The sequence below is a fragment of the Micromonospora sicca genome, from assembly GCF_003172935.1.
Classification (GTDB): Bacteria; Actinomycetota; Actinomycetes; order Mycobacteriales; family Micromonosporaceae; genus Micromonospora; species Micromonospora sicca.
Genome location: NZ_QGKS01000211.1, coordinates 18,296 through 35,136, shown reverse-complemented (window position 1 = coordinate 35,136; position 16,841 = coordinate 18,296). Strand labels below are relative to the sequence as shown.

12 protein-coding genes and 1 pseudogene are annotated in these 16,841 nt (G+C 67.6%); 6 read left to right on the top strand and 7 right to left on the bottom strand.

Going from position 1 to position 16,841, the window contains the following annotated elements; genetic code table 11:
- Nucleotides 1-991 precede the first annotated feature (991 nt).
- Nucleotides 992-1,333 (bottom strand): STAS domain-containing protein, encoded by a 342-nt coding sequence (locus DKT69_RS14090; RefSeq protein WP_109802017.1) that lies wholly within the window; start codon nucleotides 1,331-1,333, stop codon nucleotides 992-994.
- A gap of 2 nt (nucleotides 1,334-1,335) precedes the next feature.
- On the bottom strand, nucleotides 1,336-1,797 hold the full coding sequence (locus DKT69_RS14085) for an ATP-binding protein (protein ID WP_109802016.1): 462 nt from the start codon (nucleotides 1,795-1,797) through the stop codon (nucleotides 1,336-1,338).
- 278 nt (nucleotides 1,798-2,075) lie between these two features.
- Here DKT69_RS14085 and DKT69_RS39750 point away from each other — a divergent pair.
- The 6 genes and pseudogenes from DKT69_RS39750 to DKT69_RS14055 form a co-directional block, all read left to right on the top strand.
- Nucleotides 2,076-2,379 (top strand): annotated as a pseudogene (locus DKT69_RS39750) (XRE family transcriptional regulator); the annotation flags it as partial.
- A 93-nt stretch (nucleotides 2,380-2,472) separates the two neighbouring features.
- On the top strand, nucleotides 2,473-4,686 hold the full coding sequence (gene recD2 / locus DKT69_RS14075) for an SF1B family DNA helicase RecD2 (protein ID WP_109802028.1): 2,214 nt from the start codon (nucleotides 2,473-2,475) through the stop codon (nucleotides 4,684-4,686).
- Between the two features lie 42 nt (nucleotides 4,687-4,728).
- Nucleotides 4,729-4,971: a hypothetical protein gene (locus tag DKT69_RS14070; protein ID WP_236647911.1), complete on the top strand. Its 243-nt coding sequence runs from the start codon at nucleotides 4,729-4,731 to the stop codon at nucleotides 4,969-4,971.
- Nucleotides 4,972-5,714: 743 nt separating this feature from the next.
- Nucleotides 5,715-8,531, top strand: coding sequence for a serine/threonine-protein kinase (locus DKT69_RS14065; RefSeq protein WP_109802015.1), 2,817 nt, complete (start codon nucleotides 5,715-5,717; stop codon nucleotides 8,529-8,531).
- 665 nt (nucleotides 8,532-9,196) lie between these two features.
- A complete protein-coding gene (locus tag DKT69_RS14060; protein WP_109802014.1) occupies nucleotides 9,197-9,820 on the top strand; it encodes a hypothetical protein in 624 nt (207 codons plus the stop codon).
- A 517-nt stretch (nucleotides 9,821-10,337) separates the two neighbouring features.
- Complete coding sequence (locus DKT69_RS14055) at nucleotides 10,338-11,354, top strand: DNA-methyltransferase (protein ID WP_201749662.1); 1,017 nt, start codon at nucleotides 10,338-10,340, stop codon at nucleotides 11,352-11,354.
- Here DKT69_RS14055 and DKT69_RS14050 read toward each other — a convergent pair.
- Genes DKT69_RS14050 through DKT69_RS14030 form a run of 5 tightly spaced genes read right to left on the bottom strand, consistent with a single transcriptional unit; the run spans nucleotide 11,351 to nucleotide 16,724 of the window.
- Nucleotides 11,351-11,770 (bottom strand): hypothetical protein, encoded by a 420-nt coding sequence (locus tag DKT69_RS14050; protein WP_109802013.1) that lies wholly within the window; start codon nucleotides 11,768-11,770, stop codon nucleotides 11,351-11,353. The two genes, DKT69_RS14055 and DKT69_RS14050, sit on opposite strands and share 4 nt — an antisense overlap.
- The gene (locus tag DKT69_RS14045; protein ID WP_109802012.1) at nucleotides 11,767-13,719 is read right to left on the bottom strand and encodes an AAA family ATPase; all 1,953 of its coding nucleotides are present in this window, start codon (nucleotides 13,717-13,719) and stop codon (nucleotides 11,767-11,769) included. The genes DKT69_RS14050 and DKT69_RS14045 overlap by 4 nt, the downstream gene beginning before the upstream one ends.
- A complete protein-coding gene (locus tag DKT69_RS14040; protein WP_109802011.1) occupies nucleotides 13,716-13,997 on the bottom strand; it encodes a hypothetical protein in 282 nt (93 codons plus the stop codon). The genes DKT69_RS14045 and DKT69_RS14040 overlap by 4 nt, the downstream gene beginning before the upstream one ends.
- The gene (locus DKT69_RS14035; RefSeq protein ID WP_109802010.1) at nucleotides 13,990-16,137 is read right to left on the bottom strand and encodes a DEAD/DEAH box helicase family protein; all 2,148 of its coding nucleotides are present in this window, start codon (nucleotides 16,135-16,137) and stop codon (nucleotides 13,990-13,992) included. Before DKT69_RS14035 ends, DKT69_RS14040 begins: the two co-directional genes overlap by 8 nt.
- Nucleotides 16,134-16,724 (bottom strand): hypothetical protein, encoded by a 591-nt coding sequence (locus tag DKT69_RS14030; RefSeq protein WP_146231076.1) that lies wholly within the window; start codon nucleotides 16,722-16,724, stop codon nucleotides 16,134-16,136. The genes DKT69_RS14035 and DKT69_RS14030 overlap by 4 nt, the downstream gene beginning before the upstream one ends.
- Nucleotides 16,725-16,841 lie beyond the last annotated feature (117 nt).

Sequence of the window (16,841 nt, the reverse complement as noted above, 5' to 3'; positions counted from 1 at the left end):
GCCACCGCTGACGGCGGTCAGGAAACTTCGTCGCCGTTCCGGCGGGGTTTGGTCATGTCGCGCAGCGCGTCCTGCGGCACCGCCCGGGACAGGTAAGTCCCGGCGCGTTCTCTGCCGTGACGTGCGGCATCGGCCGCACGCTCACGGCAGCGGCCACCACCGGCCGCAGATCCAGCACCGCACCCGTCGATCCACGCAAGCACCACCGCCGAAGGCATCGGCGAGCAGGGTCGACGGTTCCGGTGACGACCACCGCAAGCTAAGATCATATCTACAGAGGACAGTCCATCGACCGGTGGCCATACCTGGTCACCCGGCCGCTGCAGGACCTGCGAGCGGCGGCTGCAGGCTAGTGCCGGGCATGTCATCGCGAGGCCCGTCGAGGACGGCATCGCGGCGCTCCAGGCGGTGCCGGTGTTCCGACACGGGGCGGGCGGCGTGGCCTTCGAGCGTTGCTGGGGCGGGGCGGAGGGGTATCTCCGAGCGGGCCGGCGGTGCGACGCCGCGCTCGTATCAGAGGCGTTCACCGCGTTCGTTGTTCTGGGACGCCTTGAGACGCTCACACCGTGGGCAGGAATTGTAGGGATGGGCCACATGCATCCGCACTACGTAAAGGCTCTCCTCATGTGCGCGAGCACGGGAAGCCTCCTGAAGTACTGCCTCCCGATCTCGAAAGCCGTACCGACCGGACTTCGTTGCCAGCCGTCCCAGCCGGGCAACAGTGACGGTGCATTACCTCCGCTGTGCGAGTCGTGCCGCCATCTGGCCCTGAGTCCTCAGCGGCTGCAGGACAGGGTCGCGGAACGTGCGTTGACAGGCTGGGATGAGCACCACCGGGTGGGAGCGGTGGTTATCGGTTGCTAACCGGACAGGCCGCAGCAGCCCGAAGGCGTACAGCTCGCCAGCAGCCCCATGGAGCCGCACGAGCGCCAGCGGAGCCGTCGCCGCGGGCAAACGGCCACGGCTGCCCGCACGTCGCGGCTTGCACCGTTCAGGCCGAGGGATCAGGCGGCGAGGGCATCTCGCCGAGCGTGTGCAGGATGCCGGTCACGGCGAGGACCCGGCGGACCTGACCGGTGAGGTTGACCAGGGTGAACCGGACGTCGAGGTCAGCGGCGTGCCTGTGGGCGGTGACCAGGGTGTTGATCACCGCCGAGTCGATGAAGGTCAGCTGCGCCAGATCCACGTCGACGCGGGCGGCCTGGGCGATGGCCTTGCAGAGCACGTCGCGCAGGCGATCGGCTCCGGCCATGTCGATCTCGCCGAGCAGCCTCACGACCGTCCGGTCGGGCTCGATGTCGCAGCGCCACTGCCAAGTCGTTTCCTGTTCCACCGTCACCGTCCCTGAGCGGTTGGCCGTCGCGGTGTGATGCGCGTCGTGACGGACGCGGTCACCCCGCCGGGGCTGCTGTCGATCACGAGGGCGCCGCTGAGCCGCTGCGCCAGCCAGAGCCCCCGGTGGCCGGCCTCCTCTGGCGCGGGAAGGCGTATCGCGACGTCGTCGAGGCCGGGGCCGCGGTCGGTGACTTGGCACGTCAGCACCTCCCCGTCCTGGCGCAGCAGCAGTTCACCGGCGCCGCCGCCGTGGCGTACGACGTTGGTGACCAGCTCATGCACCGCCAAGACGAAGTCCTCCAACGCGCCCTCGGTCAGGCCTGCCGAACCGGCTGCGGCGGTCACCGCGTGGCGCAGGCGTGCGAGCGCAGCCGCGGTGATCACCTCCGACACCAGCGTCACCGCAGCCTGCCCGCCACCGTCTGGATCGTCCTCGCCAGCGTCGTGGTCACCGCTGCTCATGTCACCGGACGGTACACGGCGGAGATTCACGCAGCGTGACGCTTGGCGCCGCCGGCACGCCGACCGCTCGATCCATACGGCAAGCAGGCGGGCGTCGCGCACGGCCGTCTGATCAGACTTGATCAACGGGGGGTGGGTGCGATCTACCCTGAGGGAATGCGACGGCTCATGGAGGGTCACGACTGAGGATGGGCCCAGTGGCGAGCACACCGCAGGCGGCCTTCGCCCAGTTCGTTCGTCGGGCAGTCAAAGACGCCCGGCAGGAGCGCGGCTGAACTATCGGCGACGTCGCCCGGCACACCGGCGTCAGCCGCTCGACCACTTTCCGCTGGCTCGCCGGCAACTGGCAGCACTATCCCGAGCTGGCCAAGGTAAGCGGCCTGTGCCCGGCACTCGACCTGCCCGATCGCGGCGGCGAAGCGACCGCTCGCGCTGCCCGACCCCTCCCGCCGGGGCGGCGACCGCGGCGCGGAGGAGGTCGAGGCCGACATCAGGATCATTCGACAGCGGGTGGCAGACAACTCTGTCCCCGAGGCCGAGAAACACCAGATCCACGACCTACTGCGCTACCTGGCCCGCCGCGGCCATCCGGCAAGCTGCCCGCCCTGGCCGCCACCGCCGCATGGCACGGTCGCGTCGACGCCGGGTGGCAGCCCACCGTCTGGAGGCGGCAGGATGGTCGCCGTGACCGCTCCCACCCGTCCGCCCCTGGCGGTACTGGACGCGGTGCTGGAGCGGTTGACCTACGTCAACGAGGAGACCGGCTACACCGTCGCCCGGGTCGCCACCGACCGCAGCAGCGACCTGTTGACGGTGGTCGGTGCGCTGCTCGGCGCTCAGCCCGGGGAGAGTCTGCGCCTCCAGGGACGATGGTCGTCGCACCCGCAGTACGGGCGGCAGTTCGAGGTCGACTCCTACACCACCGTCCTGCCCGCCACCATCCAGGGCATCCAGCGCTACCTCGGCTCCGGCCTGGTCAAAGGCATCGGCCCGGTGTTCGCCGAGCGGATCGTCGCCCACTTCGGCCTCGACACCCTTCGGGTCATCGAGGAAGAACCCGCCCGGCTGGTCGAGGTCCCCGGCCTGGGCCCGAAACGCACGGCGAAGATCACCGCGGCGTGGGAAGAGCAGAAGGCCATCAAGGAGGTGATGGTCTTCCTCCAGGGCGTCGGCGTGTCCACGTCCCTGGCCGTGCGGATCTTCAAGAAATACGCCGACGCGTCGATCTCGGTGGTGCGCAACGAGCCGTACCGGCTGGCCGCCGACGTGTGGGGCATCGGCTTCAAGACCGCCGACACCATCGCCCAGGCCGTCGGCATCCCGCACGACAGCCCACAGCGGGTCAAGGCCGGCCTGCAGTACACCCTGTCAGAGGCCACCGACTCCGGGCACTGCTACCTGCCTGCCCCGCAGCTCGTCGCCGATGCCACCAAGATCCTGAACGTGCCCGGCGACCTCGTCGCCCGCTGCCTCGACGACCTCACCGCCGAGGAGGGCGTCGTCCGCGAGACGCTGCCCGGCCCTGACGGCGAGCCGGTGCCGGCGGTGTACCTGGTGCCGTTCCACCGCGCCGAGCAATCCCTGGCCGGGGCGCTGCAGCGGCTCCTGGGAGTCCGCGTCGACCGGCTGCCCCACTTCAGCGACGTCAACTGGGACAAGGCCCTGGCCTGGTTGAAGGCCCGCACCGGCGCTGACCTGGCTGCGGAGCAGGAGCAGGCGGTCCGCCTCGCGCTCACCTCCAAGGTCGCCGTGCTGACCGGCGGGCCCGGGTGCGGCAAGAGCTTCACCGTCCGGTCGATCGTCGAACTCGCCGCCGCGAAGAAAGCCAAGGTCACCCTCGCCGCCCCAACGGGGCGCGCCGCGAAGCGCCTGTCGGAGCTGACCGGCCATCCTGCGGCCACCGTGCACCGGCTGCTGCAGCTGCGCCCCGGCGGCGAGGCCACCTACGACCGGGACAACCCTCTCGACGTCGACCTCCTGGTCGTCGACGAGGCGTCGATGCTCGACCTCGTCCTGGCCAACAAGCTCGTCAAGGCCGTCCCACCCGGCGCGCACCTGCTCCTCGTCGGCGACGTCGACCAACTCCCCTCCGTCGGCGCCGGGGAAGTCCTCCGCGACCTCCTCGCCGCCCCGGCCATCCCCCGGGTGCGGCTGACGCAGATCTTCCGCCAAGCCGCCGAGTCCGGCGTGGTCGCCAACGCCCACCGCATCAACGCCGGCAAACCACCCCTCCTACAAGGCCTCAGCGATTTCTTCCTGTTCGCCTGCGAGGACACCGACGCCACCGCCGCGCTGACCGTCGACGTCGCCTGCACCCGCATCCCCGCCAAATTCGGCCTCGACCCGCGCCGCGACGTGCAGGTCCTCACCCCCATGCACCGGGGCCCCGCCGGAGCCGGCGCCCTCAACGGGCTGCTACAACAGCGCCTCACTCCCGCACGGGACGGGCAACCGGAACGCCGGATGGGCGGGCGGGTGTTCCGGATCGGCGACAAGGTCACCCAGATCCGCAACAACTACGACAAGGGCCAAGCCGGCGTCTTCAACGGCACCCTCGGCATCGTCACCGCCCTCTCCACCGAGGAACAGGCCCTCACGGTGCGCACCGACGAGGACGAGAGCATCGACTACGACTTCGACGAACTCGACGAACTCGCCCACGCCTACGCCATGACCATCCACCGCTCCCAAGGCTCCGAATACCCCGCCGTCGTCATCCCCCTGACCACCAGCGCCTGGATGATGCTGCAACGCAACCTGCTCTACACCGCCGTCACCCGCGCCAAACAACTCGTCGTCCTCGTCGGCTCCCGCCGCGCCCTCGCCGCCGCCGTCCGCACCATCGGCGCCGGACGCCGCCACACCGCCCTCGACCACCGACTTACCTGACACCAGCCAGTCGAACGCTTGTACGATGCCGGGGTGGAGGAAATGGCGGGACGCTGGTGGAACGGAATTTGGGGCCGCCTGGCCCGCCGGGACGTCTGGCTGACCCGCGAGATCCGGTGGAAGGTGATTGCCCGCGCCGGGGACAGCGAGACAGGCCGCGTGCTGCGGTGGGAGTTCGACACGGAACCCGAGGCCCTCGCCATGGTCAAGCGCCTCCTCGCCGCCGACGCCGGCGGCCAGTGGCGCAAGCAAGCCGGCGAGGCTGCGTCGTCACCACCCCAGTGACGGCACCAGGCCCCGCCGGCGGTCCCGCTGTCCAGAAGGACGCCGCCGCCGGCCGGGGGTACGCGGCCAGGAGCTGCAGGTGTTGAGCATGCTCTGCAGCTCGGACCTTTCTCCGACGACTGCAGGGTCAGACCCCAGCCATCTTCAACCCGACCGGACCGCAGCAGGTAGCACAGGCCGCATGTAATCGGGCATTGTCCGTCATCCACAGCCCTCGCGGCAGGCCGACCAGCCCGGCTTGCGTTCCAGGAGCATCAGCGTGAGAGATATCCAAAGGTCCGGGGCGGCCGGTGGCGTGGCCGACATGTGCCAGGAAGGCTGAGCCAGTCAGCGAGGTCGCCGCCCGGCTGCTGGCCACGGCCACGCACAGGTGGAGCAGCCTCGGCCGCGGGCCACCGACCACCGGCCCCGCGGCCTGCCAGCCGGTCAGCGAGGTGCGGCAGGCGCTCGAGGTGCAGGTATCCGCGGCGCGGATGCCCGAATGCGCCGACTACGGCTTTGTTCTCGCCGTACACGAGCCTGGTCACCAACGCGGTGCGGTACGGGGGCGGCCACGGGCACGTCCACCTCCGGCGCCAGGATAATGTGCTGGTCTGCGAGGCTACCGACCACGGACCGTTGCAGCATGCCGGTGCGGCTTCGGCGGCAGATGGCCGCCCGGCTAGCAAGGACGGGGGTGGCGGCCGGTTAGTTCATTCTGAAAACCTACCGGCGAGGTCGGCACCATAGGCGAAAGGGCCAGCATGGCAGTCCGCGACGATGACAAGGCCAGCGACCCGCGAAACAGCCTCGTCACTCGCTATGGCCAGCTCATGAACGGGGGCCTGTCCGACGGCGAGCGTGCCACGCAACTGACAACGCTCGTCCTCGATACCTTGCGTTCAGGAGGCCTCGCACCCCGGAAGACAGCCCGGGCGTTCATCACGTCCGGCCCTGGCATCGGCGTTAGGGTCGACGGCCGGGATTATCTGGTCGACGTCATCTGGTTTTCGAAAGCCGCGTCCGTATCCCAGGTCCGAGCCTTCGGGCGCGCAACCCAACCGGTGCCTCACGCGCAGCCCGTCATGCTCTCCGTGTCGGGGTTCGCCCGCGGCGCAGTCGAGGCTCTGCGCGACGCGAATTCGCAAGCGCTGCTCCTGGACCGCGCCCATCTCGAAGCGATGATCTCCGGTTTGCTGCCGCCGGCGGAACTGTTCGAAGAGGCCACGGCGAGGCTCGTAGGCGGTGGCAGCCCGCACACTCCCCTGACTGAGCTTCTCGTTGATCGGGAACGAGCGGAACCCGCTGAAGGGTTCGTCCCGCCGCATCGGGTGGCGGCACCGCCGCCGTGGGAGGCGCAGACGGCCTCTGGCGTCGAGGCCCAGTTGGTCCTCGTCGGCGAGGGTGGGTGGCCGGAGCCCTTGGGGCTGGCCGTGCGGCACGATCAGAGCCTCCTCGTCACGACCGAGGACGGAATTGCCGAAGTCGACGCGAAGCGCGGCACCAGCAGGTGGCTGCTGCCGATTGCCGGCTGCGCCGGCTCCGCCCTCGCAGAGGCAGACGGGGGCGTGCTGACAATGTGTCGCGGCACAGTCGTGCATTGGAAGGACCAGAGGTTGACGGTCGTCGCCGGTGGTTTCCCCGGGCCCGCCAGTCTGGTGGCCGGAACCGGCGTGGAGACTTGGGCCTTGTCGGGTTCCGGCGTGACATACGGCGTTGGTGCTGGCAGCCTGGCCTTGAATCTCTTGGGCAGGGCGCTGGGAGAGCAGCAACGGTATGACGTGGGTTTCGGCGCGGCCGTCCGTGCGGCGGGCCAGCTAACCGGCCGCCGGTTCTTCCTGGCAGCCGGCGGACACTCCGCGGTCATCGACCTTGCCAGGACCAGCGCGGTCGGGCGCACTGACTGGATCCTCTCACCTCAGTCGTACCCGGCTCACCTGGTTGTCGTGGGCGAGGAAACCGTGCTCACGGCATCGCCCGACATGCACGGGGTACGGGCCACGATCTACCGCACTCATCCCGCCACAGGCGAGAGCGAAATGATCGCCACCCTGCCGGTCAACCACGTGCGTGGCCTGGCCATGGGGCCAGACGGCTGCGTCTACGTTCTCGCGGACATCCGCGGCAACGATGTGCGGGTCCCGCGCCCGGTCGTGGTCCGGCTTACCGGTGTCACGCCGGCTGTTGGGAACCCAGCGGCGCACCCTGTGGGCGCTACTGCAAACGAAAGCAGCGTCGTCGACCCCTATGCCAGGGTCCGGGAGGCTGCCCGGGGCAATCGGCGGGACTACTCCCTGGACCCAAGACCGATCGCGCGCGGCGGCCAGGCGACCGTCACGGCCGCAACCCACAGGCCGTCTGGGATCCGGGTAGCTGTCAAGAAGCTCAGGTCGAGCAGCAAGGACGCAACCGCCCGCATGCGGCGGGAGCTCGACGCGGCGCGGCTGTTCGGCGAGCACCCGCACGTCATGCCAGTGTTGGACTTCGGCCCCGCCAACGACTGGTTTGTCATGCCCCTCGCCGACGACACCGCCGAGACCCTTGTCCACGAACTGAAGGACCCGGAACGGCTACGCGCGATGGTGACCGCCGTGTGCCATGCCCTGCGCCGTCCCCACCAGGAGGACTGGATCCATCGCGACCTGAAACCAGAAAACATCCTGCGCCTCGATGAACGGTGGACGGTCGCCGACTGGGGCCTCGGGCGTCGCCCGCGCGGCCAGACTAGCGACGCACGGCGCACCCAAGCCGGCACTCTATACGGCACCCCCGGATTCGCGGCGCCAGAGCAGTACGTTGACGCCCACGGCGGCAGCAGCCCGCAGACCGACATCTACGCCATCGGGCAGATCATCGGCTGGGTCCTCACCGGCACCGCCCCCCAGCCCAACGTGCCGCTCCTGCCGGACGACGGACCCTGGCGCAACGTCGTCAAGGCAGCCACCAACCCTGACCCGTCCCGACGCCCCAAGGACGTTGACGAACTCCTCGCTGTCATGGCCCGCGAACTCGACGAGCCACCAGAAATCCCAGCAAACCGCGGCGAACAGTTGCTGCGGGCAGTCCGCGACAGTGACACCGCAGCGCTCGGGCATCTGTTCACCCTCGCAGCCCGCCACCCCGGCGACTACGACCTCTGCACCGAGGTCCTATTCCATCTCGACCCGGAGCACATCCGCGAAGGCGTAGTAGCTGAGCCGGCCGCCGCTGGCGAGGTGGTCCGAGGCATGACCGCACTGAACAGCGGCGGCCACGTCACCCTGGAACACGGCCAGGTCGACGCGGTGATCCGGTGGCTCCTCGTTGCCGCACGCGCCGCCGCCGACAGCGGGGCGTGGGACCTTCTCGAGGACAGTGCGGACGCCATCTTCTTCTGGGACCAGCGGGACAGGTGGGACGTCCAAGCGGAGATCGGCTCGTGGTTGGCAACCTTGACAGGGCAGGCCGCCGCCGTCGTCGCAGCGGCGTTGCGGCGCCAGCCCGACATCCACCAGCACTTTGATCACCTGTCCGGCGACCGGCACCTCGATCACCAGATCCGGCTGGCCCTCATCCAGCAGGAACCGCTGTCGCCCACCTGATAAACGGCCACGCCCTGGCAGGCTCGCTACCCTGCGGGCGGCGTCTCGAACCTGGTACCGATACTGACACTGCGACCGTGCCGGTCAGAGGTAAGATGGGCGGGCCCCCCGAGCACCCGGGTTCCGCAGGAACGGGGCCGTTCTGCGCCACGGAAACCGCCCCTGACCTGCGCGGACAAGCCGTCGAATAGGCGGCGAGGCGTGTCACTAGGACGTCACGTTCCCGCAGGTGAGAGCCCGTATCCGTGTCACCAGGTCATGGCCGCAAAGGCGCCGGCAGGCGCCTGGCAAGCCTGGACATAACCGTCTGGGCGTGTGTCTTGTCGGATCGGCCAGCGCGCGTGCCGCTATGGTCGCGGCACCCAGGTAGCGCGCGTGGCCCCTCCTGGGCGGGAGTAGCGCCCGTCGTGTTCACCCGCGTGACCTGCGGAAACGCCGTCGCCTAGTGACACGCCGCCGATGCTGTCCTGATGTGTTTCTCCAGCTCAGGCCGACGATTCGTAGCCCAGAAGCCGACAACTGCTGCGGAACTTGGGGAGCACGGCAGGCAGGAAAGCGAGGCGGTTGTCGTGAGCCAAGGCAGTCTGGGCTGGGCAGGCCCCGCGCAATCCGACCTTCTCGTGCACCTGTGCGGCCGTCCTACCAACACGCGCCAGACTCCGCACGTGCCGCCGGACATCGCCAGCGCCTCGGCCGCCGCCCGGCTTGACCGGATCCTCACGACTGGGCAGATGAAGGGCTTCCCACCGTTCGGCGCCGAGGCCGACCAGCCCACAGCCTGTTTCTCCGAGAGCCCACTACCGCACCTGATTCATCTCCTGAAACGTGGTTGGCAGCCGTGGGGGCTGCTGTTCACCCGTCAGTGGGTCTACGACCAGGGAGGCGAACCGGTGTCCTACATGCGTAAGGCACGATGGGACACACGGCAGCGCCAGGACAAGCCCTTCGCCGTCCGGCTCGAGGCGGATCCCGGCGAAGGCTGGTCTGACTGGACTCACGAGCGCGAATGGCGCGTCCCCCTCGACCCGCAGCGGCCCTACCTCACGTTGACTCCCCAGTCCGTAGCCGGGATCCTTATCGGCGACAGCTCGTGGCAGCCCACTCCCGGCTGGGGACCCTTCATCAACCGGATAAGCGGACAACTCAGCGACGGCAACGATCCCTTCGACGAGCCCTGGCCGGAACCGCCGCCGATCTGGACATCCGCCCCGAAGTGGCTCTGGAACTCTTCGACCGGGCAGTTCCTGACGTCGCCGCAAGCCCCCGCCCCCAGGGCCGGCATCGGTTAGGACTTGTAACCTGCAGCCCCTGGGAGGCAGCGGAGAGTCGCGCGTTCGTCAACGGAGACCTCTGGCACCCACACCTAACCACTCGGGCCGAACAGGCCAGCGCCGGTGCAAGATCGCGGACCGGCTCTGGGACGCCCGGAGGCTCCTGCTGAGCCCATGAATGAGGCCTGGTCGTCTGCGTTGACACAGACAGGGTAGTTCGCTATCACTGCTACGGCGATCACGCTCGTTAGCCCAAGCGGTAGGTTGACCTCGCCGCGAGGTCTGGTGAAAGATCTTCGCAACGCGCACGAGGAGTAGCGATACCGCGGCGAGTCACGCGAGGTGCTGCTGGGTGAGGGTGCTGGCGCCAGCGGCGGTCGCGCATGGGGGCATCCCAGAGCGGCAACTTGCTTACGGACGACGTAGCCGGGAGGCTTGCACAGTGGGTGGAATTCGGCGACGTCGACCGGCAGCAGATACGGCGGGCGAGGAAGCAGTCGCACCTGGCCTGTTGACCGCTCATGCCCCTCTGGATGTGTTCGAGCCCGGCTCGGTGCTGTACGGCACGCATCTGGGTGCGCAGGTCGTCGGGGACAGCATGGACCTTCTTCCGTTGTTGCCGGAAGAGTCCGTGGACCTCATCGTGACCAGCCCGCCGTTTTCTCTGCTGCGGGAGAAGAGCTACGGCAACGAACCGCAGGAAGCCTACGTCCAGTGGCTGGCCGGATTCGGCAAGGCGGCGCTTCGGGTCCTCAAGCCGGGCGGCAGCCTGGTGCTGGATCTCGGGCACGCCTACCAGCGCGGTGTCCCAGTGCGCAGCCTGTACAACTACAGGGTGCTGATCACATTCGTCGATGAACTCGGCTACCATCTCGCGCAGGAGTTCTTTTGGCATAACCCGGCCAAGCTGCCTTCGCCCATCGAGTGGGTGAACAAGCGCAAAATCCGGGTCAAGGACTCGGTGAACACCGTCTGGTGGCTGTCGAAGACTGAGCACCCCAAAGCGGACGTGCGTAAAGTTCTTGGTCCCTACTCACCGCGCATGGAGCAGCTGCTCAAGGGCGCGGAGAGCTTCTACGCTCCTCGCCTGCGGCCCTCAGGCCACGACATCAGCAAGGGATTCCGCCGTAATAACGGCGGAGCCATCCCGCCGAACCTGCTCACGTTGTCCAACACGGAGAGCAACTCCTACTACCTGCGCACCTGTAAGCAGCTCGAACTTCGTAGCCATCCGGCTCGGTTTCCGGCGGGGTTGCCACGTTTCTTCATCCAGATGCTGACCGACCCAGGCGACCTCGTCGTGGATATCTTCTCCGGCTCAAATACGACCGGTCACGTCGCGGAACTTGCTGATCGACGTTGGCTGTCCTTTGAGCTGGACAAAGACTTCGCCGCACTCTCGGCTCTGCGCTTCCTGGAAGGCGAAGACCTGGACGCGGTTCGCGCCGTGCTGGAGACGATGAACACCGGTACCACGGCACGGTTGCACTCGCGCGGTCACGGCGGTGAGCCCGCGAAGGAGCCGAGTTCGTGGGTCAGTCCGACTGACTAGGCGGGGATCGCCCTTCCGGTGGCGGGCGGGGTGATGAGGTCCCGGAGCGAGAGAATTTGTCCTGCGGCGACGCGCTTGTCCAGTTCGATGGCGCCGACGCTCATCAAGGTTTCAATAATCCGGTAGGGGTCCTCGTCGATCTCAGGATGCAGCGCGAGCAGCAGATCCCTCAGCTCGCCTTGCGGGTCGACCGAGCCGACGTTGTAGTTCGATCCGTTGGCTGCCCCGAAGTCGCCGGGCCGTGTGAGGGGTAGCCTCTCGCGTAACGCGTACGCTGCCCCGACTCGGGCCACATCGAGAGGGCTGGCAAAGGGAAACCGCTCGACCAGTCGACGGGCAGCTTGTTCAGCAGCCGCCGTGAAAGCGATGTTGACCCGACCCCCGGTCCGGGCGGTGTTGGCGGACTGCGTCATCACGGGTGCGCTCCTGCCTCGATCTCGGTGTGCCGGCCGGACACTCGTCGTAGGTGATGTTCGCCGACGAGGTGTGTGTTCAGCTCGTTGACCGCGCTCTGGCGGTCGAGTTCGTCGTCGTGCACGAGCAGCACCACCTGGTCGGTGATTTGAGGCAACGCCTGGAGGACGTGCTTCTTGTGGGTGGCGTCGAGACGTCCGAATGGCGAGTCAGTGATGATCGGGCCGGCCATGGGTGAGCAGCGCTGCAGGGCGGCGATCAGCGACAGCGCAACGACATGTTCGTAGCCGCTGGACCGGTTGAGGACCTCTGTGCCGTCGGCGTAGAGGATCGTGAGGCCGTAGTTGTCGTTGATACGTAGCCGGTCGTAGTCCCTCTCCGCGGACAGCGCGCGAAACACTTTGCTCGCTTCGTCTTCGATGCGGTCTCGGAGCCGGTCTCGGAACTCCGCGACGGCGGCGGCTAGGAGCGCTTGCAGTTCGACGAGCAGCTTTACCTTGCGGTCTTCGGCACCGGTGCTCGCCGTCCCGAGCCTGCGTAGCTTCTCCGATAGCGCAACAACAGCCTGATCCTTACGTTGCAGGTCCTCACGGCTGTCCTTCAGCCGTCTCCGCGTGTTCGCCAGGCTCACGTTCTTCTGGCCAAGCGTGTCGATCAATGCACCTATGGCCTCGGCGGTACCCGCAGGCGCCTCGTCCATCTGTGCTTGCAGGTCGCGTAGTTGCCCTTCGGCGTCGGACAGGTCCACTCGGGCTTGGTTGGCGTCCTCTTCGAGGCGCGCGATCCGATTGCCGTCGGCCCGCAGCTTGCGTAGGACGTCCCGCCGCGCGCGAAGCGTGGTCAGCTCGGCCTGCACTGTGTCAGCGTCTTCGGCGGAGCCGTGATCGTGCAGGGTCTGGGCAAGGTCAGCGCCGACCGCCTGTTGACAGGTCGGGCACACGCCCGTCGATACCGCGCGGGCGGCTTGGCGGGCGGCGAGCGCCGCCACTAACCGGTGATTCACCGCATCGGTCTGCGTTTCGATGGAGGCCAGCTCCTGCGCTACCAGCGGCGCAAGCACAACACGCCAGACATCCCCCGCGGCGGCGTCTAGCTCGTCGTTGCGATCCTTGCTCCGCGCGGCGAGTCGCTCGACTTCCTCGCGTTTAGCGTTGCGGGTGGCGAGGAGCCCCCGGAATCGATTGCTGGAGGTGAGCTGCTTCTCCATCTCGTTGACGTCGTTCTGCAGGTCCTCGAGTAGCTCCGCGAGCGTTGCGACGTTCTTCCGGGCATTCTCGGCCTCGTCCGACGCTAGTTGCAGGTCGTTGCCAAGATTCAGCGTCGTCTTGTCCTTCTGCGCTGCCTTGGCCTGCTCGGTGCGAGCGATGGCGAGATGGGCGGCGACATCATCGCGAGCTTGGGTGAGTATTGGCAGGCCGAGGACGCGTTCGATCGATGCCTTCAGCTTTTCGCCAGCGTCGCTGCCGGGCGTCAGTAGCTGCTCGTACTCCTGCAACAGTTCCGCGTCGAACAGGAAGAACCGCGCGATCTGCTCGGGTAGAAGGTTGGCCAGCTCCCGGTCACGGTCCTCAGGGCCCAGGACGTCACCATCCTTGACCAGGCTCTTTCGCTCCCGGAAAGCCCCGGCGCCCGTCCAGTCCGTCTCCTCCCGGTAGGCCCGGGTCAGCTTGTAGGTGTGGCCACCATGGGTGAAGGTCAACGTCGCTTTGAAGGACCGGACCGTTGAGCTATCGGTGTCATCACGATTCCCCACGGTACTCAGGTCGATCTTGCTGGATGCTCGTCCCAGGACGACACCGAACAGTGCCCATCGGACAGCATTTAGGAAGCTGGTCTTGCCGCGGCCGTTCTCTCCCCACACAAGCTCCACCCCAGGTTCGGAGGCGAAGCTGAACTGCTGGGTTCCGCGGTAGGGACCGAAGTCCGTCACCTCGAGCGCCACAAGCCTCACGCGCTGTCCCCCTCCTGTGCGGGCTCACCGGTTGATCCGAAGGTGGGCATGGGCGCACTGATCAGATAGCCGTCGACCACGCGGCCCACGGCCCGTGCCGCGGCCGTCCGGTTGTCTAGGTTGTCCCGCTCGGCGGCGAGGACGTCCGCGAGAAGCTGAGCGGGGACATTCGGGAAATCGGCTGCGCGCACCTCCTCTGTGGCGGCAAAGACATCTTCGACCCGGGCCGTCGACAGGATCGGTTGTCCGGTGGCGTCGGGTGTTAGCGGCTCAGGCATGGTCGCCCTCGTCTTCGTCGGTGTCGTCTTCCAGGCCGGCTGCGCCAGCGGCGCCGGTAGTCAACTCGATCGGCACACCGTAGCGGATGCAAAGCGCCTCGACCTGGGTGAGCGCATGGGGATTGGCGGCCCCATGCGCGAATTCGAGCACACGGTGCAATTCACCGGCTAGCAGCCGGTCGCCGCCGACCGCGGGCCGGTCAGCATCCGGGGCCGGTACGACGATCGCGTCGTGCAGGAAGGCGAGCGTCTTGCCTGGATAGCGGCGCAGGATGCGGCCCCGGCGCTGGATGAACTCGCGGGGATTACGACTACTCGCCAGGATCAGCGCGTGGCTCACAGATGGTAGGTCGACGCCCTCGTCGAGACAGCGCACACTCACCAGAATCCCGCCATTGATGTCCATTTCGGCCAGCGTTGCCTGTCGGTCACCGGCCATCGCCGTGTGGTACTCAAGTGACTCCAAGCCCGCTGTCCCCAGCGCCTGCCGCACCTGCCGGAGCTGCGTGAGGCCGTCGCAGTACACAAGCCAACGCTGGCCCGATTGGTAATGCTCAGAGAGCACACGGACGGCCAGCGGTACCTTCCCGGCGGCGCGCTTGAGGATGCGGGCGCGGGCGATGGCGAGCTTCCGCAGTCGCTCGTTGCTGTCCAGATCGTCGAGAGCGTCACCTCGTCGCCCGGCCTCCCGACGTAGCTTGCGAGACAAATCGTCGTAGCCTGCCTGCTCTGCCGGCTCAAGCTCGACTTCGTGCGGCACATAGTTGTAGGGCGTCAGCACCCGGTCGCGGATCGCGTCCAGCAGCGTGTACGGCGGCGGCAGGATGCCACCGAAGTAGTCCATGAGCCGAGCTGTGCCCTCTGGGTCGCCAGCGCGAACAGGCGTGGCGCTCAGCCCGAGACGCCACGGTGCGCTCAGTTCGAATAGCCGTTGGGCGCTGGGACTGCCGAGCCGGTGCGCCTCGTCAGCGACGACCAGTAGGCGGTCGTTGGGGGTCATACGTGTCAGGAAGGCGTCCGTGGCGGCAGTGGGGATCATCGCCACGATGATGCGGGGCGCCGGTCCGGCGCTCGACGGTGCGGTCCACAGTCGTAGCAGCTCCTCGCTGCGCCAGGCGTCGTTGCCGGCTCCGACGAGCAGGATCTGAGGCGCGAGATCGGCAAGATGCTGTTTCAGCTCCCGATGCCACTGCTGCAGTAGCAGCGCGCTCGGGACAAGTACGAGAGCCGTGCCACCCTCTCCGAGCACGGTGCGCACGGCCTGCACCGCGGTATACGTCTTGCCGCTGCCGGTCGCGTGTTCGAGTAGCCCGCGGCGGTGGTGCAACTCCCAGGTTGCCAGTGCCTGCACCTGGTGATCCCGCAGGGGACGCGCGTTGTCCCGCGTGAGGTGTCGCACCGCAGCTTCGGCTAGCACTTCGTCGACTAGCACCTCCCAGTCCGCCGGTCCAGCGTCTCTGATTACCTGCGCGGCACTGTCCGGTACTCGGCGGACATCAACGGCGTCGATCTCGTTTCGCCAGAGTGCGTCGAATCGGTGCTGGGCGTCGTTGACGCGCTGAGCATCCCGGCCGCCGCTCCACGACGGGAAGACGTCGATACTTTCCAGGTTTCCGTCGGGGGACAGCCCGAGGTAAGTCTCATTCATCGAGCCGCGAAAGCCGACGGCGTCGCCGACGGCGTCGGTAAACAAGCCGACCTTGTCATGGAACAGCCTGCGGTCCCCGGGCCCAGCGGCGGCGGTGAGGATTGCCAGGCGGACGTCGACGACGCCGGCGGCGATCAGGCCGGCCAGGACTTGCGCAGGCTTGCGGGACCGCTCTGCGTCGAGCAGTACGCGCAGCTCGGCAATGAGCGCGGCGCCGAGTTCCGCGTCGGTGAGTGCCTGGTATCCCTGCCGTAGCGCACCCACGTCAGTGCTGGAAAACACCGGGGAGCAGATGAGCCGCATCCTGCCGCCTGCCTTGACGAACTCCTTCAGCGCTGGCCATGCAATGGAGAAGATTGCCGAGGAGAAGTAACCGGAGATCCGGTCGTAGCGCACCGCTGCCCGCATGCACGGCAGGTAGAACTCCTCAGCAATGTCGTCGACGCTCTTGTCATAGCTCGGGGCATACTCCCGATCGCGCAGGCCGCTCATATCGCCTCCTCCCCTGAGGATGCTGGCTGCGACGGTGAGTCACCGAGGAGCGCCTGCCGGCTCAGCTCCTCCCGTCGCCGTACACCCTCGGTAAGGCGATCGGCACGCACCGCTACTACCCACTCGCGATAGCCGTTGCCGCGCACATCTCGCTGCTGCTCGGCCAAGCCGTGAATGGCCGCATGGTGAACCGTGGAGGCGGCTACTTGGACGCCCTTCGAGTACGGGAAGTCCTGGTGCGCGTTGGCATCCCACAGGACGAAGACGTCAAACTCGACAACGAACCCCGCAAGTACCAGCAGAGCCCCCGGCGCCCGGGCGAGTTGGCCCCGTTGGCGTCGCTCCTGGCCCGGAAGCCGCAGCTGAATCCGATAGTCACCGGCCCTGCGTTCGGAAGGGTGGTCGGTGCAGTTGAACAGGTATAGACGCAGATGCGGTGGCAGTGGCGGCCTACACGTCAAGTCCAACGGCTTGGTATCCAGCGGAGCGGCCGAGAGGTCAGTGATCAACATGTCACCGAGGCTCTCGCCGAAGAACCGATGCAGCGAGGGCAGCCGCCGCTTCTCACTGGGTGTCCACTCCCTCACCGACACAGGTTAATGGCTCGATCGCGATAGCACGACGTCTGAAGGTTCGAACCCTACAGGCCCCGCCGGACAGAACTGCTGGCACAAGAACAACCAACAGACCGCGCTGGGGGACGG

What these genes read in the sequence shown, in the direction of transcription:
- DKT69_RS14085 (WP_109802016.1), bottom strand. Translation starts at nt 1,797, where the DNA reads ATGAGCAGCGGTGACCACGACGCTGGCGAGGACGATCCAGACGGTGGC.
- recD2 (WP_109802028.1), top strand. Translation starts at nt 2,473, where the DNA reads ATGGTCGCCGTGACCGCTCCCACCCGTCCGCCCCTGGCGGTACTGGAC.
- DKT69_RS14070 (WP_236647911.1), top strand. Translation starts at nt 4,729, where the DNA reads ATGGCGGGACGCTGGTGGAACGGAATTTGGGGCCGCCTGGCCCGCCGG.
- DKT69_RS14065 (WP_109802015.1), top strand. Translation starts at nt 5,715, where the DNA reads ATGGCAGTCCGCGACGATGACAAGGCCAGCGACCCGCGAAACAGCCTC.
- DKT69_RS14040 (WP_109802011.1), bottom strand. Translation starts at nt 13,997, where the DNA reads ATGCCTGAGCCGCTAACACCCGACGCCACCGGACAACCGATCCTGTCG.
- DKT69_RS14035 (WP_109802010.1), bottom strand. Translation starts at nt 16,137, where the DNA reads ATGAGCGGCCTGCGCGATCGGGAGTATGCCCCGAGCTATGACAAGAGC.